We start from the raw sequence: 15,852 nt of genomic DNA, 5'->3' as shown, positions 1-15,852 counted from the left end.
CCCTATGGATCCGCTGTGGATCCATGGGTGGATCTACGGTCGCCACAGCACCCGATGCTCCGCCACATGCGACAGCACCGAGGTGCCGTAAGGGCGGTCAGGGACGCCAGGTCACCCGGTGCTCGGACCAGTGGTCCCATGTGGACATCATCGCCTCCCAGCCGTCCGGAAACTTCACCGTGACCCCCAGCTGCACGGGCTCCGTCGACGGATGGTCGTCCAGCAGTTCCGTCACGCCCGCCCGGCACACCACGATGCACGCGTGCCGATGCCGCGAGGCGAGGACGCACAGCCGCCCCGTCTCCAAGTGGAACGCGGTCGCGTCGGGCCGCCCGGACAGCGGATGCAGCACCACGGTGACGTCGAACTCCCGCCCCTGAAGCCGATTCGCCGTGTCGACGGTGACGTCCGTGACCCCGAGGTCGGCGAGCGCCGCCCGTACGGCCGCCGCCTGGTCCCGGTGCGCCGTGCCGACGGCGATCCGGTCGGCGGTCAGCGGCAGCGGTTCGTCCGCCCGCTCCGAGGTGGCCGCACCGCCCCGGTCCAGCAGCCGTCGTACGACCTGGGCCACCGCCCGTACCGCCTCCGGGTCCGTACGCGGCGTGTGCCGGGCGGGCAGCTCCAGCAGCCCCCAACCGGCCTCCGCCGCCTCGTCGATGACCCGGTCGGGACCCGAACCGTCCGACGCCACAGCGAACTTCAGCCGCCGGTCACCATGGCCGGTGCCGCTGCGGAACGGCGTGTACGGGTAGAACGCGTCCGAGACGAGCGGCGCCGCGGAGGCAGGCAGCCGCCAGGACACCGGGAGGCGGTGCTGCGGCAGTTCGGGGTTGTGGGCCAGCAGTGTCGTCACCGCGGACGCCGACGGGTCGTACGACAGCCCCGCCCACTGCTCGGAGCCGACGATCGCGAACGGGTCCAACTGCCCGGGGTCGCCCACGAACAGCGCCCGCTCGAAGAGCCCCGCCACGGCCAGCAGCGCGTCCGACCGCATCTGGTAGGCCTCGTCGACGATCGCGTGCCGCCACGGCTCGACCCCCTTGACGTGGGCCCACTTGGCGGCGGTCGAGACGACCACGTCCAGGCCGGCCAGATCGCCGGCCTTGGTGGACTTGCGCACGTTCGGCAGGTCGTCCAGAGCCTTGTCGTAGGGGTCGGGATCGCTGCTGTGCAAGCGCCCCACCGGCAGCTCCCCGTTCTTCTCGGCGAGCCGCAGCACCAAGTCGTCGACCTGGGCGTTGGTCTGCGCGATGACCATCAACGGGCGCCCCGCTGAGGCGAGTTCGAGCGCCGCGCGGACGACGAGGGTGGATTTCCCGGCACCCGGGGGCGAGTCGACCACGACACCGCGGTGCGTGCCGTGCAGGGTGTCGTCCAGGATCGCGTCGGTGGCGCGGCCGGCCGCGGCTGCGGGATCGAAGACCGTGGTCACAGGACGTCCTCCTCCGTCACCGGGTCCGGCTGCGGTACCGCGTCGGGTTCGCCCGGCGGTCCGCCGTGCGTCCACGGGGTGTCCTCCGGGTCGGGCAGCTTCGCGCCGCCCCGCTGCTCGTGCTCGAAGAGCGTGAAGCAGAGGAGGTCCCCCTTCTCCGGCACGGACCCGGTCTCGGGTTCCTTGCCGCGCCCCATCTTGTCGACGATCCGCAGGACCACGAGACCGTCGCCCTCCGACGACTCCTCGTACCCGACGAACTCGGCCGCCTGCGGCTTCCCGCCCAGCGACCGGTACACCTTCGTCCGCTCCCCGAGGTGCGGCCGGTCCTCCGTGCGCACGGTCACCAGGGGGCGGGGGCTCGGCCTCTTGCTCTCGCTGTACGCCATGACGACGTCCGTGACCTCACCCGCGAAGGCCTCCCCGACCAGCCGCCGCCCGGCCATGACCAGCGGATCGTCGAGGGCTTCCTGCGCGTCCAGGCGGGCCTGTTCACGCTCGCGCGTGGCCAGCTTGTTCGCCGCGGTGACCGCGTCGTCACGGCGTGGCTGCGGGGGCTCGCCCGCGGTGATCCGGTCGCGGTGGCCGGTGAACGACCAGCGGTCGCGGGTCCACCGGTCGGCCGCGTGGGTGCCCTCGGGGAGCGTCCGCAGCAGGTCGAGGCCGCGCCACACCGCGTCCCAGGTGGGCCGGGTGACCTGCTCGACGAGGGCGCGGATCTCCCGCTCGGCGGCGGTGAGTTCACCGAGCCGGTCGTCCGCCTCCAAGCCGTCCTCGGCGGCGGCCAGGGCGGTCCGCGCGCGGTCGTAGCGCTCGATGGCGGGAGCGAGCAGTTTGTTGTCGAAGGCGGGGTCGGTGGCCGGGCCCGCGGGCGGGCACACGAGCTGCCCCCCGTCATCCCGCCGCAACTCGGCCCGCAGCGCGGCCGCCGCGCCCGACGCACCCTCCGGGGGGTCGATCCAGGCGAGCAGCGCCCCCAGGTGCTGGTCCTCCAGGCTGCTCTGGCCGGTCGCCCAGTGCCGGGACAGCACGTCGGTGAGGGCGAGCAGCAGGGCGGAGCCGGGCACCCGGGCCCGCTCCGCGAAGTGCGTCAGCCACCGCCCGAGCAACGGCACCCGGGGCGGCGCCGGATGGGGTGCCTCCGGCTCCTGCTCCGCGGTGCGCCGAAACCGCGTGGAGCGGCCGAGGAGCCGTACGAACTCCACGCCCGCGCGGCTCGGCACGATCAGCTGAGGGGCGTCCGCGCACAGTTCGACCTCGACCTTGACGCGCTTGCCGGTCTCGGGATCGGTCTCGCTGCGCTCGGCCGCCTCGACGTCGTCGGCGTAGGCGTCCACGTACGGCAGTACGACATCGGCCAGCTCCGCGAGGAACGCGAACCGCAGGTCGCGGTCCCGGGGTTGCGGCACGACCAGCAGGCGGGGCGCGTCCCGGTCCGTGCCCACCAGCGCCCCGAGCGGGGCCCCGGCCTCACCGGCGGTGGTCAGCGGTACGAACACCAGGGGCCGCTCGGTCAGGTGCCGGTGCCGCACGGTGGCGAGGGGCTGGGCCCGCCCGCTCTCGACGGCCTCCAGCCGGGCGAGGGTGGCGATCAGCGACAAGGGGCCACCTCCGGGAGGACTTCGCCGGCCGGCTCCGGCCGGCCGGTGGGAGGCGTCGCGCGCCCCCGCAGGGCCTCCGACCGCAGGGCCGCGGCCCTGCGCAGGGCCACGACCGCCGGGTCGTCGGGGTCCCCGGCCGCGCCGTGGGCCGCCGCCAGGACCTCACCGATCGTCGTCAGCCCGCCCAGTTCGGAGCGGAGCGACCGCCCCAGGGCCGTCACCACGCCTTCGGCGCGGGAGCGGTCGCGGCAGTGGAAGGCGAGCTCGCAGGCGGCCAGGCACTCGGGGGCGTACGTCGCGGGGACGGACTCGACGGCGGCCGTCAGATCGGCGGCCGGGAGGTCGGGGGCGAAGCAGGTGCCCTCGGGGAGGGCGTCCGCGATGTCCTCGACGCGTGTGAGGCGGGCCAGCTGGCGGCGGGTGACCGCGCGCTGCTTGCGGATGTCGACGGCGGACGCGGTGGGCAGGTTGGAGAAGTCCTTGGGGCAGACCAGCAGGACCCGGTGGCGAACGTCGGGGACGGTGCCGCCGTCCTGGGCACCACCCCCCTGCGGCCCCGCGCCGAGGCGCGCGGCCACCTCCTCCAGGGCGAGCACGTAGACCGCGGACTGGCGGGCGGCGGCGCCCACCTTCGCCGGGTCCGCGGAGCCGTCCAGCATCGGGAAGGACTTGATCTCGACGACCGTCCAGCTCCCGTCGGGGTGGACGACGACGGCGTCCGGCTCCAGGAAGGCGGGGGAGCCCGCGACGTCGAGGGCGAGCATGGGGTGGTCGAGCAGGGTCCAGACGGCGGCCGTGGTGGCCTCGCGCAGGGCGAGCGCCGTACGGGCCGCGCGCCCCTCGGGGCCGACCGCGCTCAGGTCGGGGACGACACCGGCCGCGGGCGGCTCGGCGCCCGGGTCCAGCTTCTCGTGCACCAGCCGCAGCAGCTCCGCGCCGCCGTCGGCCTTGACCCGCGCCTCGAACGCGTTCCCCCGCATGAAGGCGAACTGGGACTGGCCGAAGGCGGACGGCGAGCCCAGCGCGTCCGCCAGCTTCGCCTTGTCGACGCCCGCGCCGTCCAGCAGGGCGCGCCGATCACACCCTGGGTTCGCGGCGAGCGCCGCGAGGGCCCGCGCGTCCAGCGCCTTGGGCGGTACGGCGGAACCGCGCAGCTCAGCGAGCTGCTGCCGCAGCACCTTCCCCGGCATCCTTGGGGGAGGCACCCGGCTCGGCCTCGGGCCCGGTTCGGGACTCGCGCTGTCGGGGAATTCGCTCACCCGTGGAAGTCTGGCATCCGCCACTGACAATTGAGGAACGTGCGCCGCGCGAGGCGCCCGCGACCCACGGGATGCGGGCACTGAACAGCCCCCGCACACGGTCCGCGAGCCGCATCACGTACGGGGTCAGCAGCAGCCCGATCCCCATCACCGCGGCGCCCGCCGCCGCGTCGAGGAAGTAGTGATTGGCGGTGCCCATCACGACGATCGTGGTCAGCAGCGGATAGGCGATGCCCGCGAGCCGGACGACGGGGGTGCGGCCGTAGCGCCACAGCATCACTCCGCACCACAGCGACCAGCCCACGTGCAGGCTGGGCATCGCCGCGTACTGGTTGGTCATGCCGCCGAGGCCGCGCGGCGCGCTCGCCTCGCCGCCCCACCAGCCGTACGAGCTGTACTGGGCCATCGTGTCGACGAAGCCGTGACCCGCGGAGAGCAGCCGGGGCGGGCAGGTCGGCATCAGCGTGAAGCCGATCAGCCCGATCAGCGTGGATGTCATCAGCCAGGTCCGGGCGGCGCGGTAGCGCACGGCCCGGGAGCGGAAGAGCCAGATCAGGATCGCGGGCGTCACCAGGTAGTGCAGCGACGCGTACCAGAAGTCGGCGGGGACGCCGAGCCAGGCCTCGCGGGTGAACAGCCGGTTCAGCGGGTGCTCGGCGTTGAGGTGGAGGGCCTTCTCGACGCGCAGGATCTCCAGGCCGTGACCGACGGCGTCGTCGGTGTCGCCCCGGGCGAGCAGCCGGCCCGCCGAGTACGACGCGTACACCATCACGAGCAGCGGGAGCTCGGTCCACCAGCGCAGCCGGGTGTGCGATGCGGCGGTGCGCAGTTCGGTCCACCGGCGGAGCCGGGCGCGCGGTGCCGCCTCGGTTCGCCGTGCATCGGTCTGCGGCATCCGATCGCCTTCCCCATCTGCTTGCGTGACCTGTGGTTGTTGCCTACGTGACCAGCCGATTGCGCTCCGGTGACGCGGCCATCCGATTTTACGGTGTATGTGAACGGCTTAAGGAGGCGCCCCCCGGTCGTCAAAGACGCAGAGATCGCCCGACGGGTTGCCCGACGCGGGGGTGAGACATGATGGAACGACCCATCTCTCAGGTCCGCGTCACCTCCTCGTCCCGTACGTGCTGCACGCGCACCGGAAAGGCTTCTCTTCATGGCACCGCGCATCCTGCTGGCCCGGCACGGTCAGACGGAGTGGTCACTGTCCGGCAAGCACACCGGCAGGACCGACATCCCGCTCCTGGAAGAGGGCCGCCGCGGCGCCAAGGTGCTGGGGGAGCGACTGCACCGGGCGCCCTTCGACGGGCTCTCGGGGGTCGAGGTGCGCACCAGCCCGCTGGCGCGCGCGCGTGAGACGTGCGAACTGGCCGGCTTCGGTGAGCGTGCCACCACCTGGGACACGCTCATGGAGTGGGACTACGGCGCGTACGAGGGCATGACCCCGGCCGAGATCCAGGCGGTGCGCCCGGGCTGGTTCATCTGGCGCGACGGCGTCCCCGAGGGGGAGAGCCTGGAGCAGGTCACCGCGCGCGCGGACGAGGTCGTCGCCTGGGCTCGCGCGCAGGACCGGGATGTGCTGGTCTTCGCGCACGGGCACATCCTGCGCTCGATCGGCGCCCGCTGGCTCGGCCTCCCGCTCGACTTCGCGGCCCGTATCCGCCTCAACCCGACCTCGCTGTCGGTGCTCGGCTGGGCCTACGGAGAGCCCGCGATCGAGGCGTGGAACGACTGCGGGCACCTGACCGGGTAAGCACCGGCCTGCGGCCGGGATCATGTGATGCGCGGCAGACTCGCGTGGCGCTCGAGGAACGCCGACACACCCGACGCCCGGCGGTGCGGCAGCAGTACGCGCGCGGTGCCCGCCAGCATGGTCTGGATGCGCGACGACTGCACCTCGCCCAGCAGGTCGAGGACGCGCAGGCCCGCGAGGGCGGCCTCGTCGGGGCGGCCGCCGCGCGCGAGGTCGTCGGCGAGCTCGGCCGTGTAGAGGGCGATGTTGCGGGTGAAGTGCGGGTCCTGGAGGTGCGCGGCGCGCCGGGCGTGCCGGGCCGCGCGGGTCCAGTCGCCCAGCGTCGACCAGCACTGCGCCTCCAGACCCTCCAGTTCGGCCTCTCCGTAGAAGGTCATCCACTCGGGATCGGTCTCCGAGGGGCCGCGTTCGAAGAGCGTCTGCGCGCGGACGAGTGCCTGCTCGCACCCCGGTCGGTCGGCGAGTCCGGCCCAGCCGCCCGCCTCGCGCAGTGCGAGCAGGGAGAGCAGCCGCGGGGAGCCGAGGGGGCGTGCCGCGCGCTGCGCCGCCTGCGCCGCGCGCACCGCCTCGCGCGGGCGCCCCGCGTCGCGTGCCAGGAACGCCGTATTGCAGAAGGCGTGCGCCTCGAGGGCCGGGTCGCCGGACATCCGGGCGGTCGCCAGCGCCTCGGCGTAGTGCGAGCGCGCGTCCTCGAAGCGCCCGGAGTCGTGTGCCAACCAGCCCACCGAGATCGCCAGTTCGCCCGCCCCCGCGTACAGCCGGTCGGCGGTGGTCTGCCGGGTGGTGCCCGCGTCGAGCAGTTCGTAGGCCGTCCGCAGCGGCGCCGCGGCCCGCCGGTAGAGGCCGTCGGCCCCGTGCCGGTCGTCGAGCAGCCGGATCCGGCGGACGGCCTCTTCGAGGGCGCCCGCCTCGGACGTCCCCACCCGGTGGACCCGACGGTCCGCGGCCGCGGCCGGAGCGCCGAAGGTGATCCCGAAGGGGCCCAGTGAGGCCGCCGCCACGGTGGCGGTGCCTCCAGTCATGAATGCGCGACGCTGCACGTCGCTCTCCTCGTGGTTCTCGTGCGTGCCATACGGGTCCTGCGTGTCATACGTCTCGTACGTCTCCTCCGTCTCACCGGTGGTGTACGCCGGGCTTGTGGTGTGGGGAGGGGGCGCCTCGTCCGTGTCGCGCGCCCCTCGGCCGCGTACGGATGAACGGGGCGAGAAGCCCAGGTCGGTCAGCGTGCGGCCGGGGAACATGTGCAAGAACACCCGTTCGTACGCGTAGTTGGGGCAGCGGATCTCGCCTGCCTCGACCCGCCCGATGTAGCGCGCGTCACAGCTGACCCGCTCCTCGATCTCGCGCGCGGCCCTCCGTACCGCCGCGGCGAACTCGCCCGGCGAGCGCTGTCCGCGCAGCCGCCGGAAGGCGAGATTCGGCCGTGGTGGCCGGGGGGACTGGGACGAGGTCACCGCTGACGACGCCATGGCCGGGCCCTCTCTTGCGAACCGTCGAACCATGCCGGACGCAAGGCGAGTTTGTCCGTGTTGCGGCGTGTGTCGCCCTGTCCCGGCGGAGCAAGAACGTACCTGCTGTGACGGTGTCACCACGCTGGGTTTGGCTACAAAACGGATATCTCATGCACGATCTGCCATGAACTGCCATCCTTTGCGGCTGAGTTATGCCGTAGCCGTTGACGTTCTGACGCGTTGAACCCGGTGGACCGGGAGCACACCCGAACTCCCGACCCACTCGTGCAGGAGGAGGGGTTCCGTGTTGGAGGCCGGGATGGAGAGCACCGAGTTTCGTACGCCGCTGTCGACCGCCGAGCACCGGCCGTCCCCCGAGTGCGACGCCCCACCGGAGCCGGTCGCCGACTGCGACCTCGTGACCGTTCCGGCGCGCCAGGGGCTGGAGGCGGTCGACATCCTGCGCCGCGGCTCCTGCGACTCCGTCGGGCCCGTCCTGCTCGACGACGGCTGCGACACCCTCGGCTTCCTGGTGCCGCCCGGCACCGCGGACGCCTGGGACATGCCGGGCAGCACCTGCACCCAGACCAACGGCCGCGGCCTCAGCCTGGTGGCACCCGAGTCCCCGGTCGAGGGCTCGGACTGGCTGCTGCCGCCCGGCGACGCGGACCTCGCGACCGACCCGGCCGTGCTGCGGGCGGCGCTGGGCGAGGCGGCGCGGCTGATCGAGGCCGCGGACAACTGCAGCTGACCCCGGAAACACCGGGCGGTGCCCCCACGGGTTGCCGCTGCGCCGACCTCCCTGTACGCCCTGATAATGGCAGGATGGGAAGGTCGAGGAACAAGCGGTCCGACGACGCGCGGGGCGCGGCGCGTGACGCGTCGCGCGGTTCGCGCCGCGGGCAGGCGTCCGCCGACGCCGTCGTCGAGACGGTCGAGGGCGGCCTCGCCGAGCTGATACCCGACCGGGACCGCCCGCGCGCCTGGACCCTCCTCATCGACGGCGCCCCCCAGTCCCACGTCGACCTCGACGACCCCGCCCATCTGAGCTTCGAGTACCAGCGCCGCCTCGGCCATGTCATCGACCTCGTGGCCCCGCCCGGCAAGCCCGTGCACGCCGTCCACCTCGGCGGCGGCGCCTTCACCCTCGCCCGCTACACCGCCGCGACCCGCCCCCGCTCCACCCAGCAGGTCGTCGAACGCGACGGGGCGCTCGTCCAACTGGTCCGCCGCGAACTCCCCCTGGACCCGAACGCCCGCATCCGGGTGCGCTCCCTGGATGCCCGCGAGGGCCTCGCCAAGGTCCCCGACGGCTGGGCGGACCTGGTGATAGCGGACGTGTTCAGCGGCGCCCGCACCCCCGCGCACCTCACCTCGGTCGAGTTCCTCACCGACGTCCGCAGAACCGTCAAACCCGGTGGCCTGTACGCCGCCAACCTCGCCGACGGCCCCCCGCTGGCCCACCTGCGCGGCCAGATCGCCACCGCCGCGACCGTCTTCCCCGAGCTCGCCCTCATCGCCGACCCCACGGTCCTGCGCGGCAAACGCTTCGGCAACGCCGTCCTCGTGGCCTCCGGCCACCCCCTGCCCCTGGCCGAACTCACCCGCCGCGCCGCCTCGGACCCCCACCCGGCGAGACTCGAACACGGCAAACAACTCACCGACTTCACCGGGGGAGCGCTACCGGTGCTGGACGCGGCGGCGGTGGCATCCCCGGCCCCGCCGGCTTCTGTGTTCCGGTGAGTATGACGCGCCCCAAAGGGGCGCGGGGCTGTGAACATATGCGGCTCCGCCGCGTGGGCGCGACCAGCCACGGATCACCCGCACCCGACTCGCAAAGCCCGCGCAGCTAATACGTACCGATCTCCACCCGCGGCGGCCCGTCGTGCCACGTACAGAACACCGACACCCGATCCGCCCCCGAAGTGAACTCCACCCGAATCCACGACTCCGTCTTCCACACCTGCATCGACCACCCCGAACCCGGCGTCGCCGAGACGAGCGTCGCGGAGGTCGTGCCGAGATCGAAGACGGCCCGCCCCCCGTCGGTGTCGTAACTCTTGACCCGCCCCACCGGTCCGGAGGCGCTCGGACTCGGGTCGGCGGAGGGCGATGTCGAGGGCACCGGCGTCGCGCTCGGCCGCGGACTCGCCGTCGGCTTCGAGGCGGAGGGGCTCGGACTCGCCGACGGCCGACTCGTCGTCGAGGCAAGCGCCTTGGCCTCCTGCGTCGTCTTCCCGCCCACCATGATGGGCAGCGCGCGCGGCGGATCGTACGCCGTCCCCGTCATGACCGTGTGGACACCCCACCACGACAGCGTGACCGCCGCGCCCGTGGCGAGCGACCAAGCCAGTACGTGTACGAATCCTCTGAGCATCGCCAGTCATACTGCCTCACGCGCCCCATGGGTGTCTCCCGTGTCTCGGGACAGGGTGGCGGCCCGAGTTGTCCACAGGCACCGGACCGGCATCGCACAGATGGCGTACGGTGCGGCGCATGGCAAGTGTGCTCGTGGTCGAGGACGACCAGTTCGTACGCAGCGCTCTCATCCGGCATCTGACCGAAGCCGCGCACACGGTGCGCAGTGTCGGCACCGCCCTCGAGGCGCTGCGCGAGGTTGCCCATTTCTCCTTCGACGTCGTCATCCTGGACCTCGGCCTGCCCGATCTGGACGGGGCCGAGGCGCTGAAGATGCTGCGCGGAATCACCGACGTCCCGGTGATCATCGCCACCGCGCGGGACGACGAGACGGAGATCGTCCGCCTGCTGAACGACGGGGCGGACGACTATCTGACCAAGCCGTTCTCGGTCGAGCACCTGTCCGCGCGGATGGCCGCCGTCCTGCGCCGCTCGCGGTCGACGGGCGATACGCCCGCGTCGCCGGTCATCCGGGTCGGCGGCCTGTCCATCGACCCGCTGCGCCGCCAGGCCGAGCTGGACGGCGCCCGACTGGACCTCACCCGGCGCGAGTTCGACCTGCTCGCGTTTCTCGCCGGGCGGCCCGGTGTCGTCGTCGCGCGCAAGGAACTGCTCGCCGAGGTGTGGCAGCAGTCGTACGGGGACGACCAGACCATAGACGTCCATCTGTCGTGGCTGCGCCGGAAACTGGGCGAGACGGCGGCGAGGCCGCGCTATCTGCACACGCTCCGCGGGGTTGGCGTGAAGCTGGAACCACCGAGTTTGGAGCCGCCGCGATGAGGTGGGCACTGGTCAAGGTGTGCGTGGCGGTGACCACGATGGTCGTGGTGGCCTTCGCGGTCCCCTTGGGGCTCGTCATCAAGGAGATGGCCAGGGACCGCGCCTTCTCGAACGCCGAGCGGCAGGCCGCGGCCATCGCGCCCGCGCTGTCCATCACCACCGACCGGGACCAGTTGGAGCGGGTCGTCGCCTCCGCCGGCTCGGACGACGGGATGGCCGTGCACATACCGGCGAGCGACGGCGCCAAGGCGGTCGACATCGGACGGCAGCGCGCCGCCGCCAAGGACATCGCGACCACACGCAGCATCGGCCGGGCCTCCACCACCGAGGTCCCCGGCGGCTCCACCCTGCTCCAGCCCACCGCGCTGAGCTCCGGCGAGATCGCGGTCGTCGAGGTCTACGTCCCCGAGTCCGAGGTCAGCAACGGGGTCGGCACCGCCTGGGCGGTGCTCGCCGCGGTCGGGGTCGCGCTCATCATCGGCTCGGTCGCGGTCGCCGACCGGCTGGGGGTACGCATGGTGCAGCCGGCGCAGCGGCTCGTCGAGAGCGCGCACGAGCTGGGGGAGGGGAAGCTCGGCGCGAGGGTGCCCGAGGAGGGGCCGAACGAACTGCGGCTGGCGGCGGTGGCGTTCAACTCGATGGCGGATCAGGTCGTGCAACTCCTGGCGAACGAGCGGGAGTTGGCCGCTGATCTCTCGCACCGCCTGCGCACCCCGCTGACCGTGCTGCGGCTCAACACGGCCTCGCTCGGTGACGGGCCGGCCGCCGAGCAGACGCGGGCGGCGGTGGCGCAGTTGGAGCGGGAGGTCGACACGATCATCCGGACGGCCCGGGAGGCCAAGCCGCAGACGGCGGCGACCGTCATCGGCGCCGGGTGCGACGCGTCCGAGGTCGTCCGCGAGCGGATGGACTTCTGGTCGGCGCTCGCCGAGGACGAGGGGCGCAAGGTGCGGGTCGCGGGAGCGGACCGTCCCGTACGGATACCCGTCGCCCGGGCCGACCTCGTCGCCGCGCTCGACGCACTCCTCGGGAACGTGTTCCGGCACACCCCCGAGGGCACGGCCTTCGCGGTCGACGTGCACAACAGCGAGGACGCGGTGATCGTGCTGGTGTCGGACGCGGGCCCGGGCATCGTGGACCCGGAGGCGGCGATGGCGCGCGGGAAGGGTTCCGGGAGTGACGGTTCGACCGGCCTCGGCCTGGACATCGTGCGCCGGCTCGCGGAGTCGACGGGCGGGGACGTGCGGATCGGTTCGTCGGTGCTGGGAGGCACCGAGGTGCGCATATGGATCCAGCTGGACGGGCGGGCTCCGGTGCGGCGCGGGCACAGGGGGTCCGTGCGGCGTCGCAGGCGGGGCGTGGGCGCGAGCCGGGTGTGAGGCGAATTGGTCTCTACCTTTAACCGTCCCCGATGCCTTCCTTAAGCGCACCATAAGATCGCCAACGACTGTCCCGATCAGGAGTTTTGCCCGGTTTCGGATCGCTAGCGTGCTGCCGCACCCCCACCCCCCGTGAACGGCGAAGGCAGGCACCCGCGATGAGCACTACGCACCGACGCAAGGTCAGTGGCAGGAACAAGGCGATAGGCGGGATCGTCGCCGCGGCCGTGGTCGGTGGTGGCGCCTTCCTGTTCTCCGGGACCGCGCTGGCGGCCGGCGTCGGTGCCGCGTACACCAAGACCAGTGACTGGTCGACGGGGTACACCGCGCAGTACGTCATCACCAACGACACCGGCCAGGCGAAGGGGGACTGGACGCTGGAGTTCGACCTGCCGTCGGGTGCCGGACTCAGCTCGCTGTGGAACGGAACGTCGACGGTGAGCGGACAGCACGTCACCGTCAAGCCGCCGTCCTGGGACAAGGACGGGCTGGCGGCCGGCGAGTCGGTCACCGTCGGCTTCGTCGTGAACGGCACCGCGGACCCGAAGGGCTGTGTCATCGACGGCGCCAAGTGCTCCGTGGACGACGGCGCGACGCCGGAGCCGAGCGGCCGCCCGACCCAGTCACCGACCCCGACCCCGACCGCCAGCCGGCCCCCCACGTCGACCCCGACCCCTACGTCTACGCCCACCCCCACCCCCACCCCCACTCCCTCCGCCTCGCAGACCACCGGCAGTGGCACGACGACCGGCGCGGGCTTCGCGCCGTACGTCGACACCTCCCTCTACCCGGCCTTCGACCTGGTCGGCAGCGCCACGGCCACCGGCGTGAAGGACTACAACCTGGCCTTCATCACCGACGGCGGCGGCTGTACGCCGAAGTGGGGCGGGGTGACCGACCTCGCCAGTGACGGCGTGGCGTCGCAGATCGGCGCGCTGCGGGCGAAGGGCGGCGACGTCCGGGTGTCCTTCGGCGGCGCCTCGGGCTCGGAGCTGGCCACGACCTGCTCGTCGGCGGACGCGCTGGCGGCGGCGTACGGGAAGGCCGTGGACGCGTACAACCTGACCAAGGTCGACTTCGACGTCGAGGGTGGCGCGCTGCCGAACACGACCGCGAACACGAACCGGGCGAAGGCGATCGCGAAGCTCCAGCAGCAGCACCCGAACCTGGACGTGTCCTTCACCCTCCCGGTCATGCCCGAGGGCCTGACCCAGGACGGCGTGAACCTGGTCTCCGACGCCAAGTCGAACGGCGTGAGGATCTCCGCGGTCAACATCATGGCGATGGACTACGGCCCCTCGTACAACGGTGACATGGGCACCTACGCCGAGCAGGCCGCCACCGCCACCCAGGCCCAGGTGAAGAGTGTCCTCGGGCTGTCGGACAGCGCGGCGTGGAAGGCCGTCGCCGTCACCCCGATGATCGGGGTCAACGACGTCGCCGCCGAGACCTTCAAGGTCGACGACGCGACCCAACTGGTCGACTTCGCCAAGTCGAAGGGCCTCGGCTGGCTCTCCATGTGGTCCGCCACCCGCGACAAGCAGTGCCCGGGCGGTGCGAAGAACTCCGCCGACGCGACCTGCAGCTCGATCGTGCAGGACGCGGGCGCGTTCTCGAAGGCGTTCGGCGCGTACAAGTAGCCGCCCCCGCCAGGGGGTTACCTGTCGCGGCGGAACAGGGCCGTCCAGAGGAAGGGCTCGCCGAAGAGCCCGGACTCGGGCGGCTCGTCGCGCATGCGGCGCAGTTCGACCTCGGTCAGGTCGGAGAAGACCCAGCGCAGGGACTCCGGTGTGTAGGCGAGTCCGCCGTGCAGTGCGGACTGCTGATAGAAGGCCTCGTCGGGGAGTTCGGAACCCATCGCACCGGCGGCGAAGCAGGTGAGGGAGAGATGGCCTCCCGGGGCGAGGACGCGGTCGAGCAGGGCGAGGTAGCTGACGCGGCGGTGCGGCGGCAGATGGTGGAAGCAGCCCGAGTCGTGGACGAGGTCGTACGGGCCGCCCCAGTCGGGGTCGGTGAGCGCGAACGCGTCACCGCAGTGGAAGCGGATCTCGGCCCCGGCCTCGCGCGCACGCTCCTGCGCCCAGGCGATGGCCGTCGGGGAGAGGTCGACCGCGTCCACCTGGAAGCCCGCGGCGGCCAGTTGAAGGGCGTTGCGCCCCGGCCCGCAGCCCAGATCGAGGGCGCGGCCCGGGGCGATCAGGTTCTCGTCGAGGTATCCGACCAGGTTCTCGTCCGGTTTCGCGACGAAGAACGGTACGGGCTTGGAGCGGTCGGCGTAGAAGCCGTCCCACCAGCCGGCGCCACCCACCGTCCACCGATCGGCCCCCGGCGCGAACAGTCCGTCCAGCAGCTTCAGCACATCGTCGACGGTGCGTATGTTCCGGTCCATACGGTCCCCTTCCAGGATGGGGGGAACGGTAGGCCAGAAGGCCACGAAAGGCCAGGTCAGGGCGGCTTCCCGGAGAGGTGTGAAGGGGCTTTGCGGGGCCCGGGACGGGAGACCGCGCCCACCCCGTCGGAGGTGCGCCGCTCGGTCGCCCAGGCCCCCTTCGACAGGCGCGCCGGGGGCATTCCCGAAGGCGCCGAGGCCGCTTTCTGCCGGGCCGACCGGCGGAGCCCGTCGTCGTTCAGGATGTGGTGGGCAGTGGCTGTAGTGCCCCCAGTATCCAGGGCACGTTCTCCTTCTTCGTCACGATGAGTATCGGGGAGTCGCCGTCCCGGCACTCCACCACCAACGTGTCGGTGCCGTAGTCGCCGCCGTGCGGATCCGTCCAGTACGGCGGGCGTACTCGCTGGGGGACCACGGTGGCGGGTACGGTCCGGCGGGCGAACTTGCCGGTCGGGTCCGGGGTCGTCACCAGCAGACCGGGACCGGCCACCAGATAGCCACCCCCGCCGTAGGGCTTGTCGCCGCCTTCGCCCAGGACGCCACCCTGGAAGCACTGCTCCGTCTCCGGGACCTTCGGCGTCACCACGACGGTGTCGTCACCGCTCCTGTGCCGTTGCAGCAGCAGCAGGTAGGCCCCGGCGCATCCGACCAGGACGAGGACCGCGGCCGACGCGGCGACCAGCAGCGGGGCCCCGACCCCGTCGACGGCCAGGGGTGCCACGACACCGGCGCAGACGAGGACGAGCAGGCCCGTCGCGGCGGGCGTGATCTGCCAGGGGTAGCTCCGGGGAGAGACGGCGGACACCCGCGACCACCAGAACACGCTCAGGACGATCCCCACGCCGAAGAGGCCGAGACCAAGACCCCCGGCGTAGAAGAGCCGATAGATGTGGCGGGGGTCGGCCTGCGTGTAGCGGCGCTCGGCGGGGAAGTCGACGTACCGGATCTTCCCCCGCCACTGGGTGACCTGGAGCCGCACCCCGGACCAGGCTTTCGGGGACTTCGGACCGGAACCGCTGATCCGCGTGCGGTCGCTCCCGCCGTCGGCCTCGGTGACGTAGAGCCAGTACGACGCCGACCTGTTGCCCGTCACCACTTCGGTGTGGTCGATCCGCGCGCTCACGGTACGCAGACAGTCCTCGGGACCCGTCGAGTCCGTCTTCTCGGGACAGGCGACCGCGGCCCTGAAGTCCCGTTCCTCGTGCCGGGCCCCGAGCATGGGCCCCAGCAGCAGCCACACCCCGATCAGCACCAGGCAACAGCCGAACACGACGGGCGGCACAACCCCCGCGCGGCGCCCGCGTGCTGTCGGATCGTCGGGTCTCGGGGACGGCGGGGTGTCCTGAACTGGCGTCACCGTCCCATTCTGCTCAACCGCGTCGGGGGCGCG

Annotated in this window: 14 protein-coding genes; 6 read left to right on the top strand and 8 right to left on the bottom strand. The window is 72.5% G+C overall.

Going from position 1 to position 15,852, the window contains the following annotated elements:
* Positions 1-97: 97 nt before the first annotated feature.
* From OG798_RS22160 to OG798_RS22145, 4 genes are read right to left on the bottom strand one after another with little or no spacing between them, the layout of a single operon-like run.
* A complete protein-coding gene (locus tag OG798_RS22160) occupies positions 98-1,432 on the bottom strand; it encodes an AAA domain-containing protein (protein ID WP_097225771.1) in 1,335 nt (444 codons plus the stop codon).
* The gene (locus OG798_RS22155) at positions 1,429-3,033 is read right to left on the bottom strand and encodes a hypothetical protein (RefSeq protein ID WP_097225772.1); all 1,605 of its coding nucleotides are present in this window, start codon (positions 3,031-3,033) and stop codon (positions 1,429-1,431) included. Before OG798_RS22155 ends, OG798_RS22160 begins: the two co-directional genes overlap by 4 nt.
* The gene (locus tag OG798_RS22150; protein WP_257016786.1) at positions 3,024-4,238 is read right to left on the bottom strand and encodes a hypothetical protein; all 1,215 of its coding nucleotides are present in this window, start codon (positions 4,236-4,238) and stop codon (positions 3,024-3,026) included. Before OG798_RS22150 ends, OG798_RS22155 begins: the two co-directional genes overlap by 10 nt.
* Positions 4,189-5,187 (bottom strand): phosphatase PAP2 family protein, encoded by a 999-nt coding sequence (locus tag OG798_RS22145; RefSeq protein ID WP_095854479.1) that lies wholly within the window; start codon positions 5,185-5,187, stop codon positions 4,189-4,191. Before OG798_RS22145 ends, OG798_RS22150 begins: the two co-directional genes overlap by 50 nt.
* A 261-nt stretch (positions 5,188-5,448) precedes the next feature.
* Between OG798_RS22145 and OG798_RS22140 the strand changes: the two genes are divergently transcribed.
* Complete coding sequence (locus tag OG798_RS22140; RefSeq protein WP_095854480.1) at positions 5,449-6,045, top strand: histidine phosphatase family protein; 597 nt, start codon at positions 5,449-5,451, stop codon at positions 6,043-6,045.
* 20 nt (positions 6,046-6,065) lie between these two features.
* Here the strand turns inward: OG798_RS22140 and OG798_RS22135 are convergent, their stop codons facing one another.
* Positions 6,066-7,514 (bottom strand): hypothetical protein, encoded by a 1,449-nt coding sequence (locus tag OG798_RS22135; protein ID WP_097225773.1) that lies wholly within the window; start codon positions 7,512-7,514, stop codon positions 6,066-6,068.
* Between the two features lie 301 nt (positions 7,515-7,815).
* Here OG798_RS22135 and OG798_RS22130 point away from each other — a divergent pair, with 301 nt between their 5' ends.
* Together OG798_RS22130 and OG798_RS22125 are read left to right on the top strand one after the other, a co-directional pair.
* Positions 7,816-8,247 carry a hypothetical protein gene (locus OG798_RS22130; protein WP_257016787.1) on the top strand — a complete coding sequence of 144 codons (432 nt, stop codon included), beginning with the start codon at positions 7,816-7,818 and terminating at the stop codon, positions 8,245-8,247.
* Between the two features lie 74 nt (positions 8,248-8,321).
* Entirely contained in the window at positions 8,322-9,239 is a 918-nt protein-coding gene (locus OG798_RS22125) for a spermidine synthase (protein WP_121416038.1), read from the top strand.
* 106 nt (positions 9,240-9,345) lie between these two features.
* Here the strand turns inward: OG798_RS22125 and OG798_RS22120 are convergent, their stop codons facing one another.
* Complete coding sequence (locus OG798_RS22120) at positions 9,346-9,873, bottom strand: hypothetical protein (RefSeq protein WP_121416039.1); 528 nt, start codon at positions 9,871-9,873, stop codon at positions 9,346-9,348.
* 119 nt (positions 9,874-9,992) lie between these two features.
* Here OG798_RS22120 and OG798_RS22115 point away from each other — a divergent pair, with 119 nt between their 5' ends.
* From OG798_RS22115 to OG798_RS22105, 3 genes are all read left to right on the top strand, one after another.
* Positions 9,993-10,694 (top strand): response regulator transcription factor, encoded by a 702-nt coding sequence (locus OG798_RS22115; protein ID WP_095854484.1) that lies wholly within the window; start codon positions 9,993-9,995, stop codon positions 10,692-10,694.
* Positions 10,691-12,073, top strand: coding sequence for a sensor histidine kinase (locus OG798_RS22110; RefSeq protein WP_328757576.1), 1,383 nt, complete (start codon positions 10,691-10,693; stop codon positions 12,071-12,073). The genes OG798_RS22115 and OG798_RS22110 overlap by 4 nt, the downstream gene beginning before the upstream one ends.
* Before the next feature lie 158 nt (positions 12,074-12,231).
* On the top strand, positions 12,232-13,713 hold the full coding sequence (locus tag OG798_RS22105) for a glycoside hydrolase family 18 protein (RefSeq protein WP_267061897.1): 1,482 nt from the start codon (positions 12,232-12,234) through the stop codon (positions 13,711-13,713).
* Between the two features lie 17 nt (positions 13,714-13,730).
* Here the strand turns inward: OG798_RS22105 and OG798_RS22100 are convergent, their stop codons facing one another.
* On the bottom strand, positions 13,731-14,462 hold the full coding sequence (locus tag OG798_RS22100) for a class I SAM-dependent methyltransferase (RefSeq protein ID WP_328757575.1): 732 nt from the start codon (positions 14,460-14,462) through the stop codon (positions 13,731-13,733).
* A 238-nt stretch (positions 14,463-14,700) separates the two neighbouring features.
* Positions 14,701-15,819: a hypothetical protein gene (locus OG798_RS22095; RefSeq protein ID WP_328757574.1), complete on the bottom strand. Its 1,119-nt coding sequence runs from the start codon at positions 15,817-15,819 to the stop codon at positions 14,701-14,703.
* Between the last annotated feature and the right edge of the window lie 33 nt (positions 15,820-15,852).

It is taken from the genome of Streptomyces sp. NBC_00271, assembly GCF_036178845.1.
Lineage (GTDB): Bacteria > Actinomycetota > Actinomycetes > Streptomycetales > Streptomycetaceae > Streptomyces.
The sequence above is the reverse complement of the archived record's forward strand: the minus strand, read 5'-3'. Positions and strand labels throughout refer to the sequence as shown.